This is a genomic window from Bradyrhizobium sp. BLXBL-03 (genome assembly GCF_051853015.1).
Taxonomy (GTDB): Bacteria; Pseudomonadota; Alphaproteobacteria; order Rhizobiales; family Xanthobacteraceae; genus Bradyrhizobium; species Bradyrhizobium manausense.
In genome coordinates, this window is record NZ_CP182470.1 from 5041180 (window position 1) to 5062626 (window position 21447).

The 21447-nt window shown below is 64.4% G+C and carries 21 protein-coding genes; 7 read left to right on the forward strand and 14 right to left on the reverse strand.

What is annotated here, in order from left to right; genetic code table 11:
* Positions 1 to 37: 37 nt before the first annotated feature.
* Complete coding sequence (locus ACNJX9_RS24330; protein ID WP_057758158.1) at positions 38 to 577, reverse strand: PaaI family thioesterase; 540 nt, start codon at positions 575 to 577, stop codon at positions 38 to 40.
* Between the two features lie 153 nt (positions 578 to 730).
* Here ACNJX9_RS24330 and ACNJX9_RS24335 point away from each other — a divergent pair, with 153 nt between their 5' ends.
* The 3 genes from ACNJX9_RS24335 to ACNJX9_RS24345 all read left to right on the forward strand — a co-directional run bounded on the left by ACNJX9_RS24335 (position 731) and on the right by ACNJX9_RS24345 (position 4342).
* Positions 731 to 1501, forward strand: a complete 771-nt coding sequence (locus tag ACNJX9_RS24335) for an enoyl-CoA hydratase (RefSeq protein ID WP_439404553.1) — start codon at positions 731 to 733, stop codon at positions 1499 to 1501.
* Between the two features lie 233 nt (positions 1502 to 1734).
* Entirely contained in the window at positions 1735 to 2931 is a 1197-nt protein-coding gene (locus ACNJX9_RS24340) for an acetyl-CoA C-acyltransferase (RefSeq protein ID WP_439404554.1), read from the forward strand.
* Positions 2932 to 3046: 115 nt separating this feature from the next.
* Positions 3047 to 4342: an MFS transporter gene (locus ACNJX9_RS24345; protein WP_439404555.1), complete on the forward strand. Its 1296-nt coding sequence runs from the start codon at positions 3047 to 3049 to the stop codon at positions 4340 to 4342.
* A gap of 428 nt (positions 4343 to 4770) precedes the next feature.
* Here ACNJX9_RS24345 and ACNJX9_RS24350 read toward each other — a convergent pair whose 3' ends face one another.
* Entirely contained in the window at positions 4771 to 5817 is a 1047-nt protein-coding gene (locus ACNJX9_RS24350) for an alpha/beta hydrolase (RefSeq protein ID WP_439404556.1), read from the reverse strand.
* A 348-nt stretch (positions 5818 to 6165) separates the two neighbouring features.
* Here ACNJX9_RS24350 and ACNJX9_RS24355 point away from each other — a divergent pair, with 348 nt between their 5' ends.
* Both ACNJX9_RS24355 and ACNJX9_RS24360 read left to right on the forward strand, forming a co-directional pair.
* Entirely contained in the window at positions 6166 to 6615 is a 450-nt protein-coding gene (locus tag ACNJX9_RS24355) for a c-type cytochrome (RefSeq protein ID WP_439404558.1), read from the forward strand.
* 180 nt (positions 6616 to 6795) lie between these two features.
* Entirely contained in the window at positions 6796 to 8271 is a 1476-nt protein-coding gene (locus ACNJX9_RS24360) for an FAD-binding oxidoreductase (RefSeq protein ID WP_439404559.1), read from the forward strand.
* Between the two features lie 24 nt (positions 8272 to 8295).
* Here ACNJX9_RS24360 and ACNJX9_RS24365 read toward each other — a convergent pair whose 3' ends face one another.
* The 3 genes from ACNJX9_RS24365 to ACNJX9_RS24375 form a co-directional block, all read right to left on the reverse strand.
* On the reverse strand, positions 8296 to 8646 hold the full coding sequence (locus tag ACNJX9_RS24365) for a hypothetical protein (RefSeq protein ID WP_439404561.1): 351 nt from the start codon (positions 8644 to 8646) through the stop codon (positions 8296 to 8298).
* 321 nt (positions 8647 to 8967) lie between these two features.
* Positions 8968 to 10527 carry an acyl-CoA carboxylase subunit beta gene (locus tag ACNJX9_RS24370; RefSeq protein WP_439404562.1) on the reverse strand — a complete coding sequence of 520 codons (1560 nt, stop codon included), beginning with the start codon at positions 10525 to 10527 and terminating at the stop codon, positions 8968 to 8970.
* On the reverse strand, positions 10457 to 11431 hold the full coding sequence (locus tag ACNJX9_RS24375) for an IclR family transcriptional regulator (protein ID WP_057758177.1): 975 nt from the start codon (positions 11429 to 11431) through the stop codon (positions 10457 to 10459). Before ACNJX9_RS24375 ends, ACNJX9_RS24370 begins: the two co-directional genes overlap by 71 nt.
* A gap of 95 nt (positions 11432 to 11526) precedes the next feature.
* Between ACNJX9_RS24375 and ACNJX9_RS24380 the strand changes: the two genes are divergently transcribed.
* A complete protein-coding gene (locus tag ACNJX9_RS24380; protein ID WP_439404563.1) occupies positions 11527 to 11748 on the forward strand; it encodes an acetyl-CoA carboxylase biotin carboxyl carrier protein subunit in 222 nt (73 codons plus the stop codon).
* Positions 11749 to 11886: 138 nt separating this feature from the next.
* Complete coding sequence (gene glsA, locus ACNJX9_RS24385) at positions 11887 to 13734, forward strand: glutaminase A (RefSeq protein WP_057758181.1); 1848 nt, start codon at positions 11887 to 11889, stop codon at positions 13732 to 13734.
* A 39-nt stretch (positions 13735 to 13773) separates the two neighbouring features.
* Here the strand turns inward: glsA and ACNJX9_RS24390 are convergent, their stop codons facing one another.
* The 9 genes from ACNJX9_RS24390 to ACNJX9_RS24430 form a co-directional block, all read right to left on the reverse strand.
* Positions 13774 to 14076 (reverse strand): nucleoside triphosphate pyrophosphohydrolase family protein, encoded by a 303-nt coding sequence (locus ACNJX9_RS24390; RefSeq protein ID WP_057759035.1) that lies wholly within the window; start codon positions 14074 to 14076, stop codon positions 13774 to 13776.
* Between the two features lie 26 nt (positions 14077 to 14102).
* Positions 14103 to 14630, reverse strand: a complete 528-nt coding sequence (locus ACNJX9_RS24395; RefSeq protein ID WP_439404564.1) for a carboxymuconolactone decarboxylase family protein — start codon at positions 14628 to 14630, stop codon at positions 14103 to 14105.
* Positions 14631 to 15284: 654 nt separating this feature from the next.
* Positions 15285 to 15644, reverse strand: coding sequence for a Zn-ribbon domain-containing OB-fold protein (locus ACNJX9_RS24400; protein ID WP_439404566.1), 360 nt, complete (start codon positions 15642 to 15644; stop codon positions 15285 to 15287).
* The gene (locus ACNJX9_RS24405) at positions 15641 to 16777 is read right to left on the reverse strand and encodes a thiolase family protein (protein WP_439404567.1); all 1137 of its coding nucleotides are present in this window, start codon (positions 16775 to 16777) and stop codon (positions 15641 to 15643) included. Before ACNJX9_RS24405 ends, ACNJX9_RS24400 begins: the two co-directional genes overlap by 4 nt.
* Positions 16778 to 16900: 123 nt before the next feature.
* Entirely contained in the window at positions 16901 to 18100 is a 1200-nt protein-coding gene (locus ACNJX9_RS24410; RefSeq protein WP_439404568.1) for a CaiB/BaiF CoA transferase family protein, read from the reverse strand.
* Between the two features lie 112 nt (positions 18101 to 18212).
* Positions 18213 to 18419 carry a hypothetical protein gene (locus ACNJX9_RS24415; protein WP_057758191.1) on the reverse strand — a complete coding sequence of 69 codons (207 nt, stop codon included), beginning with the start codon at positions 18417 to 18419 and terminating at the stop codon, positions 18213 to 18215.
* A gap of 128 nt (positions 18420 to 18547) precedes the next feature.
* The gene (locus tag ACNJX9_RS24420; protein WP_439404569.1) at positions 18548 to 19717 is read right to left on the reverse strand and encodes an acetyl-CoA acetyltransferase; all 1170 of its coding nucleotides are present in this window, start codon (positions 19715 to 19717) and stop codon (positions 18548 to 18550) included.
* Positions 19718 to 19777: 60 nt separating this feature from the next.
* Positions 19778 to 20428 carry a bifunctional 4-hydroxy-2-oxoglutarate aldolase/2-dehydro-3-deoxy-phosphogluconate aldolase gene (eda, locus tag ACNJX9_RS24425; RefSeq protein WP_057758195.1) on the reverse strand — a complete coding sequence of 217 codons (651 nt, stop codon included), beginning with the start codon at positions 20426 to 20428 and terminating at the stop codon, positions 19778 to 19780.
* Between the two features lie 43 nt (positions 20429 to 20471).
* Positions 20472 to 21437, reverse strand: a complete 966-nt coding sequence (locus tag ACNJX9_RS24430) for a sugar kinase (RefSeq protein ID WP_271603145.1) — start codon at positions 21435 to 21437, stop codon at positions 20472 to 20474.
* Positions 21438 to 21447 lie beyond the last annotated feature (10 nt).

Here is a 21447-nt window from a genome sequence, read left to right on the forward strand (position 1 = left end):
GGTCATCTCATAACACGAATATCGGCCAAGCGCCGCATTAATTCCCGGCAAAGATGTTGCCGACCATGGAAAAAGTTGCAGTTGCATGGACTGCGAGCGCCCCTTTACCATCGCGCACAAACCCTTCGGTATAGCTGGTCTGGCGCCCAAGCTTGATGATCTTGCCTTCGGCCGAGATCAGTCCGGACCGGACCGAGAGCGGCCGCAGGAAGGTGATTTTCAGGTCGAGCGTCACCGACGACTGGCCGGCCTCCAGGCGCGTCGAGATCGCACAGCCCATGGCGGTGTCGAGCAGAGCCGCCGCGGTCGCCCCATGCAGAAGGCCGATGGTATTTTCGAGATCCTCGCGCGGCTCCAGTTCCATCACGATCCTGTCAGGCTCGACCACGGCCATGACAAAACCGATCAGCCTGGCGAAGGGCGGCGGTGGCAGCCGACCATCGCGGATGCCAAGCATGGCGTCCAGGCCTGATAGCCCCATGGCCACTTTCGCGACCGGCGCAGGCACCTGCCAGTCGACCACGCGCTCGCGCCGCTGCGCGGATGAAAACAAATCGACTTGAGCGGATTCCGTCATGATGCCCTCTTTATAATATTATGACAATCATACTATGCGACGGACTTCATGCTGGCAACACCGTCGCATCCGCTTGACAAGCGCGGCGTTTCGGCCCGGAAGTAATGCCGACGGCCGCGCCTCGCGCCCGTCCACAAAGCTTCGAGACATCAGATGGAAATGCTCAACGACCACTGCGGCGTAACACGCGATGCACGCGGCGTCGTTCATGTCGCAATCTGCAACGCCGGCTCACTGAACATTCTGAGCTCGCACGTGACCGACGCAGTCCGCGAAGGGCTGCAAAAGCTCGCCACCGACCGCGGCATCCGGGTCGTGGTGCTGCGCGGCCAGAGCGAGAAGAGCATGATCGGCGGCGCCGACATCAAGGAGATGGCCAAGCTCGACCAGACGTCCGGGGAGGCCTTCATCAGCCGCCTGCGCGATCTCTGCGAGGCGGTGCGGCAATTCCCTGCCCCGATGATCGCCCGCATGCCGGGCTGGTGCCTCGGCGGGGGGCTCGAGGTCGCAGCGGCCTGCGACTTCCGGATCGCGGCGTATGATGCGCATTTCGGCATGCCGGAGGTGCGCGTCGGCATCCCCTCGGTGATCCACGCCGCGCTGCTGCCGCGCCTGATCGGCTGGGCCCGTGCGCGTTGGCTGGTGATGACCGCAGAAAATATCGATGCGCCGACGGCGCTGTCCTGGGGACTGATCGACAAGGTCGCGCCGGCGGGCGGGCTGGATGCCGAGATCGAGCACTTGGTGAGCACGCTGCTCGAATGTGGTCCCGAGGCATTGCGCTCGCAGAAGGCGCTGCTGCGGCAATGGGAGGAATTGCCGCTCACGGAGTCGGTCAACCTCAGCGTCAAGGTGTTCGGCGAGTCGTTCCTGACCGACGAGCCGACGCGGCTGATGCAGGCGTTCGTGAACAGGAAGCGGTAGGTTCTGGGCGAAGACACAGCGATCTCTCCGGACGACGCTGTCATGCCCCGGTCAAGCCGGGGCATGACCCTATCTTTGGAGGGACGCCCTCGTTCGTCGCGCCAACCAACTTCGCTCGCACGACCAAATCTCATCTGGACCACGACATTTTCTCATGCCGGTCGCGGTTGCATTTTTTGCGGCGCATCATATGATGATCATAATTTAACAGATCGTCGCCAGGGAGTTCTGTCATGGCCGAAGCCGCCGATTCCGTCGTCATCGTCTCCGCCGCCCGCACCCCGCTCGGCCGCTTCATGGGCGAATTATCGCCGCTTGCCGCGCACAAGCTCGGATCGCACGTGATCAATGCAGCGTTGGAACGCGCCAGGCTCGCGCCCGAGAAAGTGGACGAGGTCTTCATGGGCTGCGTGCTGCCGGCCGGCCAGGGCCAGGCGCCGGCGCGGCAGGCGGCGCGTGGCGCTGGTCTGCCCGACGCCACAGGGGCCACCACAGTGAACAAGGTTTGCGGCTCCGGCATGAAGGCGACCATGCTGGCACACGACATCATCCGCGCCGGCTCGGCCGAGATCGTCGTCTCCGGTGGCATGGAGAGCATGAGCAACGCGCCCTACCTGCTCGCGAAGGCGCGTGGCGGCTATCGCGCCGGGCATGACCGCATCATCGACCATATGATGATGGACGGCCTTGAAGACGCCTACGAGACCGGCCGCTCGATGGGCGATTTCGGCGAGGCCACGGCCGAGGCTTATCAATTCACCCGCAAGGACCAGGACGCCTATGCGATGGAGACGTTGAGCCGCGCACGCAAGGCGGTCGAGGGCGGTGCGTTCAAGGCCGAGATCGCGCCTGTTACGCTGACCGAGAAGGCTGGCCCGCGCGTGATCGCCAATGACGAGCATCCGCTGAAGGTCGATCCCGACAAGATCCCCGGACTGAAGCCGGCGTTCCGTGCCAACGGCACCATCACGCCGGCGGCCTCCTCCGCCAATGCCGACGGTGCCGCAGCGCTGGTGCTGACGAAGCGCTCGCTCGCCGATCGCAACAACCTTCCTGCCATCGCGGAGATCAAGGGCCACGCCACCCACAGCCAGGAGCCGCAATGGTTCACCACGGCGCCGATCCCGGCGATCAGAAAACTGCTCGATAAGGTCGGCTGGAGCGCGGGTGATGTCGACCTCTTCGAGATCAACGAGGCCTTCGCCGTCGTCGCGATGGCGGCGCAGCGCGATCTCGGCATCCCGCGCGAAAAACTCAACATCAATGGCGGCGCCTGCGCGCTCGGGCATCCGATCGGCGCGACCGGCGCGCGGCTGATCGTGACGTTGCTGCATGCGCTCGAAGCCAACAACCTCAAGCGCGGCGTCGCGGCGCTCTGCATCGGCGGCGGCGAGGCCACCGCAATCGCGGTGGAGCGCATGACACCCTAGCCGTCGCAGCGTCCGAAATTGAGGGAAGTCTGTCATTTCAGACTTCCCGTTTTCGTGTCAGAACTGCAACAATGACGCGGGCCTGCCAAAACCCGCCAACCTGGATTGAGGCGCAATGATCTCGAACTGGCTCTCGGCCGCGCTCGGCCGTCGCAACATCCATTACGGCTGGGTGATGGTCGGCGTGACCTTCTTCGCCGCACTGATCAGCGCCGGCACGGTCGGCGCGCCCGGAGTGTTCATCGTTCCGCTTCAGAAGGAGTTCGGCTGGAGCACGGCCGAGATCTCCTCCGCGCTGTCGATCCGCTTCATCCTGTTCGGGCTGATGGCGCCGTTCGCGGCCGCCCTGCTCAACCGTTATGGCCTGCGCAACGTCACGCTGACGGCGCAGCTCATCGTCGTCTCGGCGCTGGTGCTCTCGCTCGGCATGACGCAGGTCTGGCAGCTCGTGATGCTGTGGGGCGTGGTGATCGGCATCGGCACCGGCATGACCGCGCTGGTGCTGGGCGCCACCATCGCGACGCGCTGGTTCACAGCGCGCCGCGGCCTTGTCATCGGCATCATGACTGCGAGCGTCGCCACCGGCCAGCTCGTATTCCTGCCGCTGCTGGCGAGCCTGACCGAACGTTTTGGTTGGCGCCTCGCGCTCGGCTTCGTCTGCATCATGCTTGGCGTTTCCGCAACCGCGGTCATGCTCATCATGCGCGACCGCCCAAGCGATGTGGGCCTGCGCCCATTCGGCGACGAGGGCAGCGAGCCCCTGCCCGCGCCTCCGGTGAGCCACGGCTCGATCACGGCGGTGGCGCTCGGCACGCTGCGCGACGCCTCGAAGTCGAGCGCGTTCTGGATCCTGTTTGCGACCTTCTTCGTCTGCGGCGCCTCCACCAACGGCCTCGTGCAGGTGCATTTGATCCCAATGTGCCTCGATTTCGGCATCCCGCAGGTGCAGGCGGCGAGCCTCTTGGCGGCGATGGGCATCTTCGACCTCTTCGGCACCATCATGTCGGGCTGGCTGTCGGATCGCTACGACAATCGCTTCCTGCTGTTCTGGTATTACGGCCTGCGCGGCCTGTCGCTGATCTTCCTGCCCTTCAGCGATTTCTCGTTCTATGGCCTGTCGATCTTCGCGATGTTCTACGGCCTCGACTGGATCGCGACGGTGCCGCCCACGGTGCGGCTCACCGCGCAAAAGTTCGGCCCCGAACGTGCCAATCTGGTGTTCGGCTGGATTTTCGCCGGCCATCAGCTCGGCGCCGGCGCTGCCGCTTTCGGCGCTGGCCTGTCGCGGACGCTGCTGCAGAGCTATCTGCCTGCCTTCTTCATCGCCGGTGCGCTCTGCGTATTTGCCTCGCTGATCGTGCTGGCACTGTCGCGGCAGCCGAAGCCACAGGCAAAACCCGCGATGGCCTAGCGCGATCGCGGCGGTGAAATCAGCTGGTCGGATGCGATGTGCCTCTTCGCCGCCGAACCCGGAACTGTTGACATGCTCGCCAGTGATGGCATCGCCGCTAGCGCTCGGACGGGGACCGGCTTTCCCATTGCTCAAGGCGATCGATTGCCGCCTCCCGTTCGTGCTGGCCCAGCCAAATCGTGAGGAGAACCAGCGCACCAGCGAGAGCGCCGATGCCGAAATATAGGTTCTTCATACGCGTTGAATGCGGCGAGGCGAATTTCGTTCCTGGGATCGCGGGGCGAACGTCGTTACGGATCGAGAAGTGGTCGCGGAAGCCCCGAATACCGGCGTCAGGTTACCATTGGACATCCAAGGAGCGAGCGAAGGCTTTCCCGAACCAGATCTCCACTGGCTGATCAACCGGACGCAGCCGGGAGCAAGCCGGGCTAACGCGAGGCCGTTCTTGAAGCATCCTCGCCAAGTTGCTGGCCCTGCGCGAGCCTGCGCTCGACCATCCCCATGACGGAGCTCACTTCGTCGAAGGCTCGGGAGTGGGAATCGTCTCCGCCAAGGTGCGTGAGGTCGAATACCAGGATCTTCTGCTGCGCCAACGCACTTCTGTACGGCTCTTCCTTCGGATCGATAGCGCCGAGGCGGCTCGTCCCTCCAGCAAGCGACGTCGATATTTTGAGAGCGACATCATCCTGCGACAGGAACAGGCCGATGCGGGGGCGCCGCGGTCCCAGAGTTTCGGCCGCGCTGATGAACTCGTCGAAGCCGATGTCGGGCGCAACCAGCGCCACATTCTTCAGCTTCGACACCGATCCACTCCGCGAGGCCCTGCTCCGCAGCGCATCGAGTGTGACCAGGCAGCCCATGGAATGGCAGACGAACGTGATCTCCTTGATGGCGGGATTGGCGTTCACGGCCACCAGCAGTTCGGTCAGTGCCGCGCCCGATTGGCCCGCGACCTTGCGGTCGTGATCGTATGACCCAAGGTTGCCTGCCCCCTGCGACGGCCATGAAAACAGGATGGGAATGACGGGAAGCCGGCCGTCATGGACGAATTGCGCGTAGCGATACACCGCATCGTCAAAACGGTTGTTGAAGCCGTGCACGAAGACCATCGCCTTGTTGCGATGCGTGGCCTTCACCGCTTGGGTGATGGCAGCATTGAATTCGGCACGATCCAGATTAGCAGCCGATGCCGTGACGAACTCCTTGCGCGGATCGCCGGGAGGCGAGAGCGGCCACTGGATCTCTCCGACCTTGCGCAATCCATCCGGTGGAATCGACACGGTGACCTGGGCAAATGCCATCTCGGTCGAGGGCTCCCGGCTGAACATCTCCCCGGGATCGCCGCTTGAACGCGCCCGTGTCGTTCCGATCAGAATAGGAATTTGGGAGGTCGCTTCAACGGCCTCACTGCTCGGGACCAGCACTCCTTGCAGGGGGCGCATGGTGCAGGAAACGCAGGCCAGCACGGTCAGCACGACAGCAGCAACGTGCAGGGAAGCGACGGTACGGCTCCGAGGATGCATCCGGTTCTCCTTCCGGCGCACACAATGGGGTCCGGAGCAGTCTTACAATCGCTTGTCGCCGGCCCCGATTTTAGCGCCGCCAGCGGGCGCATCCGCCAAGGAAAGACAGCTGCCCGCGCTTCCGATTGATCCAGATCAACCCTCCGGTCCGGCAAGCCGGCTCCCGACGACGCGATGATCCCTTGCCAGAACTCCGGCCCAAAGGCTTCTATGCCGGAAACCAGCCTTGATGTGCATCAAACGGTCGGGGAACGAAGCGGCTAGGAAGTGAGGCCTAACTCGCCGGCGTCGGAGCGCGACATGGGAAAACATGCTGTCAAGTGTTTGATAATTGCCGGTCTTACCGCTGGTTTCACCGCCGTGGCCCAGGCTGAAGACGTCGACGTCGGCAAGTCAGAGTTTCAGTCGTCCTGCGCGAGCTGTCATGGTGCGGATGCGAGGGGCAAAGGGCCGGTCAGCAACCAGCTGAGGACATCGCCTGCCGATTTGACGATGCTGGCCAAGAACAACAATGGCGTATTTCCCGCGGACGCCATTTACGAAACAATAGAGGGAATGAAAACAGTTCCCGCTCACGGCTCTCGTGAAATGCCGATTTGGGGCGAGCGGTTCAATCCCGTCGTCAACCTGCCTCACTATGTCGACCCGTCATATTGGGAAAAGGCCGGGCCGGAAAAGAACCCCGAGGTCGTCGTGCGAAAGCGCATCCTCTCTGTTGTCGATTATCTCAGCCGGATTCAGCAAAAGTAGCAGCCGGCAAGGATCGAGATGACCGGCCCCCGGCGCTCGGCTGCCCTCCAGAGCGGCCCGCCGCCCAATGCCTCCCACCCCTGGCTCGGGGCATATTGCCGTGACGGCCCAAACGTGGACAATGCGACCTCAAGCGCTTCGCGCGCGCAGTGCACACCAAGATGCGCCAGAGGAAACAAGATGCCGACTGCCTTCCCGTCGCCCGTCCCCACCATTCCGACCACTCCCCTGACCGCCCAGCTCCGCGACGCGATGCGCGCGATCGTGGGCGAGAAGGGTTTCATCGAGGACGAACACGGCATGCAGCCGTTCATCACCGATTGGCGCGGGCTGCTGTTTGGCCGCGCCGGTGCCGTCGTTCGTCCCGGAAGTACCGAGGAAGTCTCAAAGGTCGTCCGGCTGTGCCACGCGCATGGCGTCGCCATTGTGCCCCAGGGCGGCAACACCGGGCTGATGGGTGGGGCCACGCCCTGGCCTGCGCACACCGGCATCGTGTTGTCGCTGGGCCGGATGAACCGCGTGCTCGACGTCGACCCCGTCGGCTATGCCATGACGGTCGAAGCCGGCTGTGTGCTGGAAACGCTTCAGGAGACAGCTAGCCGTCACGACAGGTTCCTGCCGCTCAGCCTGGGTGCCCAGGGCTCCTGCATGATCGGCGGCAACCTCTCGACCAATGCCGGCGGCGTGCAGGTGCTGCGCTATGGCAATGCCCGCAATCTCGTGCTCGGGCTCGAGGTCGTGCTGCCCAATGGCGACGTCTGGAATGGATTGCGCGCGCTGAAGAAGGACAACACCGGCTACGACCTCAAGCACCTCTTCATGGGCGCCGAGGGAACGCTCGGCATCATCACCAAGGCCGTGCTCAAGCTGTGGCCGGCGCCGAAGGACGTCTGCACGGCGTGGCTGGCCGTTCGCGATCCGCGCGCGGCGCTGGAGATCCTGTCCGAAGCGCACGCGGCGTCCGAGGACAATGTCGGCTCTTGCGAGCTCTTGAGCCGCGCGGCCGTCGACCTCGTGATGCGCCACATTCCCGGTGTGCAGGATCCGCTGAAGGCGGACACGCCGTGGTACCTGCTGCTGGAATGGTCGTCCTCGCGCCCGCGGCAGGACGGGGCCGACGGCATGTCGGAGAAGCTGGAGGCGTTTCTCGCCGACCAGCTCGAAGCCGGTCGCGTACTCGATGCGGTGATCGCGCAGACCGTCAGTCAGTCACGCAACATGTGGCGCATCCGGGAAGCCATGGCCGAGGCCGCCCGCGCCGAGGGGCCGGGGATCAGCTATGACGTGTCGGTAGCAATCTCCAGGATACCCGAGTTCATCGACAAGGGGCTCAAGGCCGTGCTCGACATTCTCCCGAGCATTCGCCCCTATCCGCTCGGGCATATCGGCGACGGCAATCTGCATTTCTCGTTCATGGGGCCCATCGGCATGGATCAGCAGACGCTGAACCAGTATACCGCCGCCATCACGCGGGCCGTGAACGACCTCATCACCTCCATGGGCGGCTCGATCTCGGCGGAGCACGGCATCGGCATCGAAAAGCTCGACGAGCTCAGCCACTACCGCTCGAAGACCGAGCTCGACATCATGCGCACCATCAAGCGCGCGCTCGATCCGCAGAACATCATGAATCCAGGCAAGGTGCTGCGGGTGTGATGGGCCGAGCACCTCGCCGTTTCCTCAGCCGCGCGGATTGACGATGGTGTAGCCCCGCAGCGAACGCGCGTGCATGCGTGTGGCGTGACCGCCCGAGTTGGCGTCGTACGCCATCCACATGTCGCCGCCGAGAGACTGCTCGAGAACGAAGACATGCCCCCGTCGCGCCGCGACCATGCCCGGCGCCGGCGCCGCGCGCGGAAAGCGCAGCCAGTTGGATGCAAGATTCAATTCCGGCACGACATGACCGAACACGCGCAGCGCCGCGCCGCAGCCACAGAACGACGATGGGCAACCGGCGGGCCGGCCTCCGATGATGCGCTCGCCGGAGACGCCGATCGTGGTGGCCGTGGCGCCGGCATCGGTCACCGTCATTTGCGTTGAGCGATAGGCCTGCAACGGCCTGGGAGCCCGCTCGCGTCGCGTGGGCGAATAGGAGAAGTCACAGGGCATGGTGACGTTGCATTCAGAGGCTTGGACAGCGCGATAAGGCCGCGCGTCGGCAACGGCAGAACTGGCGACAACAAAAATGCACGCAGAAAGAACTGGCTTGATCATTTGCAGGACTCTGAGTTGGAGGGTCCTGCCCCGCTGCAAAAGATCAATATTGGTTTGGCTGAAATGAGCCTGAAGAGCGGCGGAAAGGCGCTGCGGAATTAACTTGGGTTAACTTGCTCGCTGCTGGACGGCCGAACCCTACGGCCTGATCGAGAAATTCTCCGGCGGCCCCGCTTTGCGCAGCGGCTCGGCGAGACGTGCGAACTCGCAGAGCAGCGAGCGTGTCTTGCGGGGATCGATGATCTCCTCGACCCAGAATTTCTCGGCCGAGCGGAACGGCGAGCGAAGTCTGTTGAGTCGCTCCTCGATCTCCTTCAGCTTGGCTGCCTTATCCTCGGCGGCATCGATGTCGGCGCGGTAGGCAGCTTCGATGCCGCCTTCGAGCGGCAGCGAGCCCCAATAGGCGGACGGCCACGCGTAGCGGATCGAGAAGCGGTCGGCGGGCTGGTGCACCACGCCGGCGACCCCGAAGGCGTTGCGCAGGATCACGGTGCACCAGGGCACGGTGGTCTGGTTGACCGCGGCCATGGCGCGGACGCCGTGGCGGATGGTCCCCGCCTTCTCGGCATCGAGACCGATCATGAAGCCCGGGCAGTCCATGAGATACACGATCGGCAGATGGAAGGTTTCGGCGAAGTCGACCCAGCGCACCACCTTCTGGCAGGCATCGGCCGTCCAGGAGCCGCCATAGTGAAAACTGTCGCTGGCGAGCAGCATCACCGCCCTGCCCTCGAGCCGCGCGAGGCCGACGATGATGGGCTTGCCGAAATTACTGGCGACCTCGAAGAACGAGCCCTTGTCGACGACCTGCTCGATGATCGGCCTGACCTTGTAGACCTGCTTGCGGTTGCGCGGCACCGCCTTCATGAGCGCTTCTTCCATGCGCTCCGGATTGTCGATGCAAGGCAGGGTCGGCGGCAGCTCGTAGACCGACGACGGCAGATAGGACAGGAAGCGCCGGGCGCAGGCAAAGGCCTCCTCCTCGGTATCGACGGCATGATCGACCGCACCGGCCTTGGTCTGAATATCAGCGCCGCCGAGCTCTTCCTTCGAAAGATTCTGACCGAGCGCCTTCACCACCGGCGGCCCTGCCACGAACATCGCGGACTTCCGGGTCATGATCGAATAGTGGCTGGCGGCAAGACGCGCGGCACCTAAGCCCGCGACCGAGCCGAGGCCGAGCGCGACGACTGGCACGCGCGACAAATTCTCGGTCGTGAAGCGATACCAGCGCGTGCCGCCGATGCCGCCGGGCAAGTTCGCCGCGCCCTTGGTCTCGATGGTCTTGACCGAGCCGCCGCCGCCGGAGCCCTCGATGATGCGGATGATGGGCAGACGGAAGTCGTGCGCCATCTCCTCCGCCATCAAGGGCTTTGCCGAGATCGACGCATCCGCCGAGCCGCCGCGCACGGTGAAGTCGTCGCCGACCACCACGACGGTGCGGCCGTCGACACGCGCGCGGCCGAACACGCAGTTCGCCGGCGTCACGGTCTTCAGCTCGCCTTTGGGATCGTACTCACCGATGCCGGAGACGGCACCGATCTCGTGGAAGCTACCCTTGTCGATCAGTCTGTCGATGCGTTCCCGAACTGTCAGCCGGCCCTGGTCATGCTGTCGCTTGACCTTGTCAACGCCGCCCATCTCCCGCGCGAAAGCTTCGCGCCGGGCGAGCTCGTCGAGTTCCGGCTTCCAGTTCATTCACTCCCTCCGAACTCATCGGCTTGTTATTGTTATGCACTGATATTGCGACCGGCTTGCGCGAGATGCGGTTGTTGAAGGCATCGCCTTCGGCGCCTTCCATCAGGCTGCCGAGCGAGCGGCCGAGCGCCAGCATCAGCGGCGCGACCTCGGCATCCAGGCGCTGCTCGTCATACATCGCCGACAGAAGCCCGATCGTGACGACCACGAAGGTCTGGTACTGCGGCGACCAGATCGGTACCGCCAGGCCGTTGATGTGCGGGCTCCACAGCCCGCAGGCCGTGACATAGCCGCGCTCGCGCAGCGACTGCCTGTTGGCCTCGATGCGGGGCCGCAGGATCTTTGCAGCCTCCGGCGCTTCGCGCTCCATGTCGTTGATGAAGGCATCGCCGACCTGCGGCGCCAGGGCCGCGGTGTAGGCCGCGCCCGCCGCGGTCGAGGCCATCGAGATGCGGCTGCCGGTGCCCTCGTGCAGGCCGAGCGCAGAAGGCGAGCGTGCAAACTGGAGATAGACCAGATGGAAGCGATCGGGCACGACGAAGCCGACGGTGCCGGGCAGCTGCTCGGCGACTTCCTGAAGCCGCTGGCGGATCATGCTGCGCAGCTGCGCGCCCTTCATCATCGAGGCGCTCATCGCCACGGCGCTCGGACCGATTCGGTATTTCTGATCGCGCGGCAGATAGACGAGCTGCCCCATGCGCGTCAGCGTGTGCGTGAGCCGCGACACCGTCGAGCGCGGCAGGCCGCAGCGATTCGAAATTTCGAGATTGCCGAGCCGCGCCTCGTGGCCCTCGAAGCATCGCAACACGTCGAACGCGCGCGACACCACCTGGATGACATCCCCCTCACCGGCATCGCCAGCGAGCGCACCTTGCCTGCTTAACCGCTCCGAACGTCGTCCCATGATCCCTACCGTTTGTTCCGCTCTGCGGAATTAAATTCCACTTTGTGAACGACGCTACCTCAGGCATTTTGCCACGACAACAAAAAGGCGATGGCATGCCAGAAATTAAGATCGTCACGGAGGTCGCCGGCCGCATCTGCGCAACTCCCGTGCAAGTTGGAGGAACTGTCGCCGATGGCGAGGACGTTGTGGTCGTCGAAGCCATGAAGATGGAGATACCGGTTCAATCGCCTGCATCGGGCACGCTGACATCATTGCTCGTTAAGATCGATGACCTCGTTGCCGAGGGACAGGCGATCGCGATCGTCGTGAGCTGAGCGCGCGCCATCAGCGGCTTGTCGGCCACGACAATCTGAAACAGATGATATCGGAAGGGCGCGTGGCGTCTTGCGTTCGGGCGTCACCACGAGACCGGACGGGTTGCGCCTATGCTTAATGCGTTGCACAAGGGAGCGATGATAGCGCAACCGTTGCACGCCTCCGCCTGGACCCGCTCGAAGCCGCCGCTGCTGCGGTTTCTCGACACATGCCTCAATGAATTCTCCGCGGAGACTGCAGGTCATGTCGCAGATTATATTCCCGAACTGAGCAAAGCCGATCCTGCCTATTTTGGCATCAGCCTCGCCACGCTTGACGGCCATGTCTACGAGGTGGGCGACTCCCGGGTGCCCTTCACCATCCAGTCGATGTCCAAGCCGTTCGTGTTCGCTTTGGCGCTGGATCTTTTGGGCGCGGGCAAGGTCGAGGGGGCGATCGGCGTCGAACCCTCGGGCGATCCCTTCAACTCGATCCGGCTCAACGCGGAAAACCATCCGTTCAATCCGATGGTGAATGCCGGCGCGATCGCCTGCACGGGGCTGATCTACGACAGTAAGGGATCTGAGGCCTTTGAGCAGATCCGGCTTGCGCTCAGCCGCTTTGCCGGGCGCGAGCTCGCCGTCGACGAGGCGGTTTACTCCTCGGAGAGCCAGACCGGCGACCGCAATCGCGCCATCGGCTATCTGCTCAAGACCAATGCGGTGATCTCGGACAATGTCGCTGAAGTCCTCGACGTCTATTTCCGCCAATGCGCCGTGCTGGTCACCGCGCGCGACATCGCGGTGATGGCGGCGACGCTCGCCAATCGCGGCGTCAATCCGGTGACGGGCGAACAGGTGCTGACGCCGTATGCGATTTCGCGCACGCTGTCGGTGATGACGTCGTCGGGCATGTATGATTATGCCGGCGAGTGGATCTACCGGATCGGCATCCCCGCCAAGAGCGGCGTCGGCGGCGGCATTCTGGCCGCGCTCCCGGCCCGTCTCGGGCTCGGCAGCTATTCGCCAAAGCTCGACAAGCACGGCAACAGCGTGCGCGGCATCAAGGTCTGCGAGGCGCTGTCCTCGCATTACGACCTGCACATGCTCAACCGCAGCGATGACGCCCGCAACGCCGTGATCGCCGACTACGATATCGGCAAGAGCCCGTCACGCCGCGTCCGCCGCCAGCAGGAGCGCGACATCCTTGCCGCGCACGAGCAGGCCGTGCGCGTGATCGAGCTGGTCGGCGTGCTGTCGCTGTCGGCCGTCGACTATGTCTCGCGGCGGCTCGCCGGGCGACCGCGACCGCAAATCGTCGTGTTCGACCTGCACCGCGTCACCTCGACGACGCGCGCCGGCGCGCGGCTGATCGCCGAGGCTTTCGAGGAGCTGGCCGCGCTTGATGTCACCGTGGTGATTTCAGGCGTTCGTCGCGCCTCCAGGGAATGGGACACATTGCGGGAGTGGACCGCGGAGCTGAAGAACGTCCGCGACTTCTATTTGCTCGACACGGCGATCGAATGGGCGGAAGACCAGATCGTCTATCGCTACGGCGGCTCGATCGATTTTCACGAGACCACCGAGCTGTCCGAACAGCCGCTGCTCGACGGCCTCAGCGCGGAAGAGCTGACCGATCTCGCCTCGATCTGCACCATCAGGACCTATCAGTCCGGCGCAAAGATCGTCACGACGGGCGATCCGGCCGATGCGCTGTTCTTCCTGCGCAGCGGCGCGGTGCATGTCACCCTGCCCGACGGCGTGCGCCTGGCGACGCTGACCGCCGGCATGGCCTTCGGCGAGATGGCCCTGATCGAGACCGCCCGCACCGCCGACGTGTTCGCGGATATGGCAGCGACTGCGTTCGAAGTGCCGCTGAAGGACTTTGAGCGCTTTCGCAGGCAGCATCCGCGTGCCTCGGAGCGCATCATGCGCAACCTGGCGCAGCTGCTCGCCGATCGCCTGATCGTCGCCAACACCAAGGTGGATATTCTGACGTCGACGTGAGCACAGTCTTCACCTCTCCCCGTCGGGGAGAGGTCGGGTTCAGCGGCTCGCTGCCTCGCTGATGCGTCGCTTGATCTTGGCGGCGCTGGCCTTGAGCAATTCGGACGGCTGCTGGCCGGTCGCGGCGCACAGGCAGGCCCAGTAGTAGATAACGTCGCCGAGCTCTTCGACGAGACCCGCCTTGTCGAGCCAGTCGTCACGCAGTAGTTTCTTGATGTGCTCGGCGACTTCGCCCGCTTCGCCGGCAAGGCCCAACCCGAGATAGGACAGCCGCTCGTTCGAGGGATGCTCGTCGACTTTCGCAATGGTTGCAGCCCAGGCCGCATATTCATCGATCGTCATGACCATCCCCCGCATCTCGCCTCTGATCAGCCCACCACTTCGGTGACGGGCTGGAGATCGATCTCAAACGTCTCCAAAAACTTTGACGTCATGATGTAGAATCCGACCGAGAGCTGCAACTCGACCAGTGCGGCCGGCGTCAGCTTCGCGGCGATTGCCCTGAAGGTCGCATCGGTCGGCTTCTTCAGCTTGACGATCTCGTCGGTGAAGGCGAGCGCGGCGCGCTGCGTCTCATCGAAACAGTCGGCGGCCTGCCAGTTCTCCAGCGCCTCGTTCTGCGCGTCGGTGACGCCGACATTCTTGCCGATGCGCTTGTGCGCGATGATCTCGTACGGCGCCTCGCACAGAATGCCGGTGCGCGTGATCGCAAGCTCGCGCAGAACAGGATCGAGTTCGCCCTTGTGCCTGATGGCGCCGCCGAGCCGGCAATACTGCTCAAAATAGCTCGGCGAATGCGCCATCATGCGGAAAATATTGGCGTTGCGGTTTTTGTCGAGGATTTCTCGGGTGCGGTCGGACGCCTTGGACGGATCGCTGTAGTCGATACGGGCCATGATTTACCTTGGGTTTTTCCTGACGCCTTTGAGGCTTATTGTCGTTACCGGAACAAGTTCCCAAAAACTCTATTCGCAGCCCGACGCAGGAGCAACATTATCGAGTCAAATTGCCGCCGCATTGCTGATCGACCTTGGCACAGTCGATATTCGCTGCGTGGGGACTTAATCGCGGTGAATACTCGAGTGGGGTGTTCCGAGTAAAAGCAATTGGCCGTCTGCGCGCTTACCACGCAATGATGAGTCATGCCCAAGTCTAGGGAGAAAACGGCATGAAGGAAGCCTCCAAGGGGGCAGCCTCGGAAGCGCTCGCGCATATGCTGGCGGTGATGGCGATGCTCGTCGTCGCCAGCATCTTGTTCTACGCGCGCTGAGTTCGAGTTCTACAGTTTTCGTCATTCCGGAGTGGCCGTCGGGACCGCGCAAAGCGCGGCCCCGGCAGGCCAGGCCCAGAATTCCCGTTCCAGGCTCGGTCCCACGACCGCCCCCGAATGACGAAATTCCCTCGTTGGCTGCCGTAGCCCGGATGGAGCCAACGGGTCGGCGCCAAGCGCCGCCCGATGACAGGCCCCGCGCAATCCGGGAAAATCTATCCGCGAGGTGAGATTCCCGGATTTCGCTGCGCTCCATCCGGGCTACAGCATCCCAATCCCACTATTTCTCTTTGGCGAAGTACGGCACGAGCTGACCGGCAAACGGCCTGAAGCTCGCCGTGACCGTATCGCCGATGGCCAATCCGTTATCGCCATGGGCCATCATCCGAAATCCTTCGGCGCAATCGACGAGGAGGATGTTGTAGGGTACGTGCGCGCGCGTCTCGGGCGTGGCGGCGCGGCAGACCAGAGAGGTTGCGTAGACCCTGCCCTTGCCGCTGGCGCGCGCCTCGCGCGGACCTGCGGCTCCACACGCGGCGCAGAAAGCGCGGTGGAAATACTGGACATGACCGCACGCGGCGCAGGCCTGGTAGGTAATGGCCTCTTCGCCCCCGGTCCAATCAGCTAAGCGCTCGCTCATCGCACTTGCTCCAGAAACATGCTGACATGGGACGACAGCACGCCACCGTCGCCGTGCAGCAGCGCAATCGAGGCGTCACGCACCTGGCGATTCGCTGCCCGGCCCGTCATCTGCAAATGCGCCTCGACCAGATGCGCCATGGCGCCGCCGACGCCGCAATGGCCGTAGCTGAGCAGGCCACCATGAGTGTTGAGCGGCATCTTGCCGTCGCGGCAGAAATGCCCCGATCGCACGCGCGCAGCCGCCTCGCCTCGTCCGGCAAGGCCAAGGTCTTCCAGCAGCATGGCCAGCGTGATGGTGAAACTGTCGTAGATCGCGGCGTAACGCACGTCTGATATTGCCAGCCCCGTAGCCTCCTTCGCGCGCGCGATGGAGATTTCGGCGCCGAGCTCGCTTAAGCCTGGTGCGGCGGTGACGTGCTGATGCGTATGCGCCTGCGCGCAGCCGCGGATCCGCACGCCCGCCTCGCCGGTTCGCTCCCGGCTGATCACAAACGCAGCGCCGCCGTCGGACACCGGGCAGCAATCCAGCAGCTTTAACGGCATCGCCACTGGCTTGGAGGCCATGACATCGGCCATCGTGATGGGATCGCGGAATTGCGCCCCAGGATGGGTGCAGGCGTGCGCACGCATCAGCACGGCGAATTCGGCAAGGTCTTCTTCGGTCACGCCGTATTCGTGCATGTACCTGCTGGCAACGAGGCCGTAATAGGCGGGGATGGTCGGACCGAGCGGCACCTCGTAGTCGGGGTGGCCGACCTGCGCCAGCGCCTGGATCGAGGCATCGCGGCTCTGCCCGGTCAGGCGGTTCTCGCCGGCGACGACGAGCACATTGCGGCAGACACCAGATACGACGAGGTGATGGGCTAGCATGGTCATCGCAAGGCCCGTCGCGCCGCCGACCTGCACGCCATGGGCGTAAGACGGCCGGATGCCAAAATGCTCGGCGAAAACAGTCGCCAGCATGATGTGCGGCGAGACGGTGGAATAGCCGCAGAGGATGCCGTCGATCTCGGCGCGCTTGAGGCCGGCGTCGTCGAGCGCGGCTCGCGCCGCCTCGCTCATCAGGTCGAGCGAGGACGAGCCTTCGTGCTTGCCGAAAGACGTGAGGCCAACGCCGGCGATGAAGCTCATGGCGCGCCCCCATCGTCATTCCGGGGCGGTCCGAAGGGCCGAACCCGGAATCGCGAGATTCCGGGTTCTCGCTTCGCGAGCCCCGGAATGACGGCGGAGAGAGCTTTCGCCATATCCCCTCCCCTACTCCGGTGCCGCGCGTGTGACGCCGTCGCGGACCATGGCGGCGATCTCTCCCTCGGAGTAGCCGATCTCGCGCAGGATCTGCGCGCCATGCTCGTTGAGGCGTGGCGCCAGCCGCACCGGCTCGGCCGCGGTCTCCGACCAGCTCGCCGTCACCTTCATGCTGCGGATCGGGCCTTCGGTCGGATGGTTGACGACGGGGAAGAAACCGGTCGCTTCGAGATGCTCGTCGTGCAGGATCGATGCGAGGTCGTGCATCGGCATGACGGGCACATCGGCCGTGGTCAGCAGCTCGATCCATTCAGCCGTGGTGCGCGTCTCGAAGATGCGGGCGAGCTCGGCATAGACGACATCGATATTGGCGGCGCGCCCCGCGAAGGTCGCGAATTTGGGATCAGTGCGCAGGTCATCGCGCCCGGTCGCCTTGAAGAAATTCTCCCACTGCTTGTCGTTGTAGACGATGACGCTGAGATAACCGTCCGAGGTCTTGTACGGCCTGCGGTCGCGCGAGAGGTGGCGGGCATAGCCGCCCTTGTCGAGCGGCGGCTCGTAAGTCAGCCCGCCCATGTGATCGCCCATGACGAAGCCGGCCATGGTCTCGAACATCGGGATGTCCAGACGCTGGCCGTGGCCGGTACGGTCGCGATGCACGAGGCTCGCACAGATCGCGCCGACGGCGGTGAGGCCGACGATGCGATCGACCAGCGCGTTCGGCACGTAGCGCGGCACGCCGTCGCCGGTCTGCGCCATCAAGGCCGGCAACGCGGTTGCGCCCTGGATCAGATCGTCATAGGCGGGTTTTGCCGCGTATGGCCCGTCCTGGCCGAAGCCGAACACACCGGCATAGACGAGCCGCGGATTGATCGCGGAGACGACGTCATAGCCGAGCTGCAGCCGCGCCATTGCCTGCGGTCGGACGTTGTAGACGAGAACGTCGGCATCCTTCAGCAACCGCAGCACGGCCTCGCGGCCAGCGGGCTTCTTCAGGTCGAGGCAGATCGAACGCTTGCTGCGGTTGGTGTTGAGAAACACCGGGCCCATGCCGGCATGCCGCATCGGGCCGATCAGGCGGGTGACGTCGCCGTCGAGCGATTCCACCTTGATGACGTCGGCCCCGTAGTCGCCGAGCATCTGGGTCGCATAAGGTCCCATCAGCACGGTGGTCATGTCGACGACCTTGATGCCCTTCAGCGGCCCCATTGGTTCGCTCCCGATTGCGCGGGCTCTCCCGCGATTTCGGTCCAGCTAAGGGGAGTGGTGGCGCATGCGCAAGGGCGGCCGGCGAATAGCCGCATGCGCGCGGACGCGGCCGCTATTTCTTCTGGCGGGATTCGCGGATCTTCATGAGACGCTCGAGCTCGTCGTTCTGCTGGTTGATGCGGTCGGCGATGCGCGACTCGTTCTGCTCGCCGGAGGCGGCGGCGGCCTGCTCGATCAGCTGGCGGATATTATCCTCGAGAATCGCGATGCGATCGTTGAGGGCTTCGATAGAGAGTGAATCTTCGTAGTTAGTACTCATGATGCTTTTCCGCGAATCAATCAGGAGCCGTAGGGTGGGCGAAGCGAAGCGTGCCCACCATGATCTACCGCAAGGAAATGGTGGGCACGGCGCTTTTGCGCCTTTGCCCACCCTACAAGAGTCGAACCTTACTTCAATGGCTCGAGAACCGAGACGTAGTTGGCAACGGCCGCGCCGCCCATGTTGAAGATGCCGCCGAGCTTGGCATTCTTCAACTGCATGCCCTCGGGCGCCTGCCCGGCGAGCTGCATCGCGGTCATCACATGCATGGAGACGCCGGTGGCACCGATCGGGTGGCCCTTGGCCTTCAGGCCGCCGGACGGATTGACCGGCAGCTTGCCGTCCTTGAGCGTCCAGCCTTCCTTGATGGCGCGGGCGCCCTGCCCCCTCGGCGTCAGTCCCATCGCTTCGTACTCGATCAGCTCGGCCACGGTGAAGCAGTCATGGGTCTCGACGAAGGAGAGATCGGACAGCGTCACGCCCGCCTTCTCCAGCGCGCGCTGCCAGGCGACCGTGCAGCCCTCGAACTGGAGGATGTCGCGCTTGCTCATCGGCAGGAAGTCCTGGGCATGCGCGGTGGCGCGGAAGCCGATCGACTTGCTCATGGTCCTGGCGGTCTCGGTGTTGGCCAGCACCAGCGCGGCGGCGCCGTCGGACACCAGCGAGCAGTCGGTGCGCTTCAGGGGACCGGCGACGTACGGGTTCTTCTCGCTCTCGGCGCGGCAGAAGTCGAAGCCGAAATCCTTGCGCATCTGCGCGAAGGGATTGGCGACGCCGTTCTTGTGGTTCTTGGCCGCGATCAGCGCCAGCGCATCGGACTGATCGCCGTATTTCTGGAAGTAGGAGCTGGCGATCTTGCCGAACACGCCGGCAAAGCCGCCGACGGTGTCGCCGTCCTCGGGCAGGTACGAGGCCTTGAGCAGGTTCTTGCCGATCTCCGGCCCCGGTGTGCGGGTCATCTGCTCGACGCCGACGACCAGCACGATTCTGGCTGCGCCTGCGGCGATCGCACGCAGGCCCTGATGGACGGCAGCCGAGCCCGTCGCACAGGCGTTCTCCACACGGGTCGCCGGCTTGAAGCGCAGCTTCGGGTCGGCCTGCAGCACCAGCGAGGCAGTAAAATCCTGCGCCGAGAAGCCGGCATTGAAATGGCCAAGCACGATCTCGTCGACATCGGAGGCCGAAATGCCGGCATCGGCCATCGCCTCATTGGCGACCCGGGTGACGAGGCTTTCGACGGTTTCGGTGTCGAACTTGCCGAACGGCGTATGCGCCCATCCGACGATGCTGGCAGTCATGGTCTTCTCTCCCTGGCGGTCTCTTGCTGACCTAAGTCTTAGCCCAGGGATGGCAAGACTTCACGCGGGTTTAAGGGCATGGAGGGTGCGCTGGCAGATGGCAGTTATGCCGGCCCAGTTCCCCGCCCTGATCTCCGCCGTCGGGCACAGCCAGGAACCACCGACACAGACCACATTGGGCTCGGCGAGCCAGGTCGCCGCATTGGCCTCGCCGACCCCGCCGGTCGGGCAGAACCGGACGTTAGGGAAGGGCCCGCCAAGCGAGCGCAAGCCCTTGATGCCGCCGGCCTGCTCGGCCGGGAAGAATTTTGCGACGTCGAAGCCGTAGGATAGCGCCGTCATCAGCTCGGAGGCGGTCGCGATGCCCGGTGCAAACGGCAGGGAGCTGTCGGCGGCGACCTTGAGGAGGTCGGGGGTCAGGCCCGGGCTGATGCCGAAGGCGACGCCGAGCTTCTCGACCCGGGTGAAGTCGGCCGGATTGAGGATGGTGCCGATGCCGACCACTGCGTCGGGGACCTCGGCCATCATCGCCCGCGCCGCCTCGATCGCGACAGGGGTGCGCATGGTCACCTCCAGCGTGCGGACGCCGCCGGCCACCAGGGCTTTTGCCAGCGGCACGGCATCCTGGATCCGGTCGATGGTGAGGACGGGAATGACGGTCGCAGCCTTGAACAGCGCGACGAGGTGGTTCTGTTGGGCAGCAGTGGGCATCTTCTGGGTCTTTTCGTTGACTAGGTCGCGTTACTTCGTGGCTCTACTTCGTGGCTTGGCGTGTGGTCGCAGGCCGGTGCCGCTTCTTCGGCGGCATGGCATAGCCCGGAATGATGGCGCCGGGATAGCAGATCACGAGACTGGCGAGGCGATGGCCCGATTGGGCCGCCTCGACCGGATCGGAACCACCGAGGCGGGCCGCGATATAGGCTGCGGCAAAACTGTCACCGGCCGCCGTGGTGTCGACGACGGGCTTTGTCATGGGTTCAGCGCGGACCTCGCTGGTACCACCGGGGTAGCGCAGCCGGCTGACGGGCTCCGCGAGCCGGAACACCAGCTCCGGCGTCGGGATGCGCGCCATCAATTGCTCAGGACTTTCGCCGGGATAGAGCGCGAGCAGATCCTCGGCCGACGTCAGCACGATGTCGGCCGCGGCAAAGGCCGCAGAAAACACCTCGCGGGCAATGTCGCGATCGGGCCAGCCGCGTGCGCGGAAATTGGTGTCGAACACGAAGCGGGTGCCGAGCAGGCGGGCGCGCTTGATCGCCGCAAACAGGCGGTCGCGCCCGGCCTGATCGTAGATCGAGAGCGTGATCGCGGAGAGATAGACGATGTCGTAGCTCATCAGCGAGTTGAGCAGCTCGTCGGTCTCCGGCAGGCTCATGAGTTGCCGCGCCGCCGCGCTGTCGCGCCAGTGGTAGAACTGGCGCTCGCCCTTGGCATCGAGCTGGATCATGTAGAGGCCGGGCAGCTTGCCCGGCAGCCGCACCACGCGCCTTGTGCCGACGCCCTCGGCGTTCCAGGCCGCAATCATCTCCTCGCTCATCGCATCGTCGCCGAGCGCGGTGAAATAGTCGACCTTGACGTCGAGCCGCGCCAGATACACCGCTGTGTTGAGCGTGTCGCCGCCGAAGCCGCGCGAGAACAGGCCACCGCCCTGCCCTGCCTGCCCACCCTGAGCCTGTCGAAGCTCGACCATGCATTCACCGATGCAAGCCACGCTCGCCATCGTCATATCC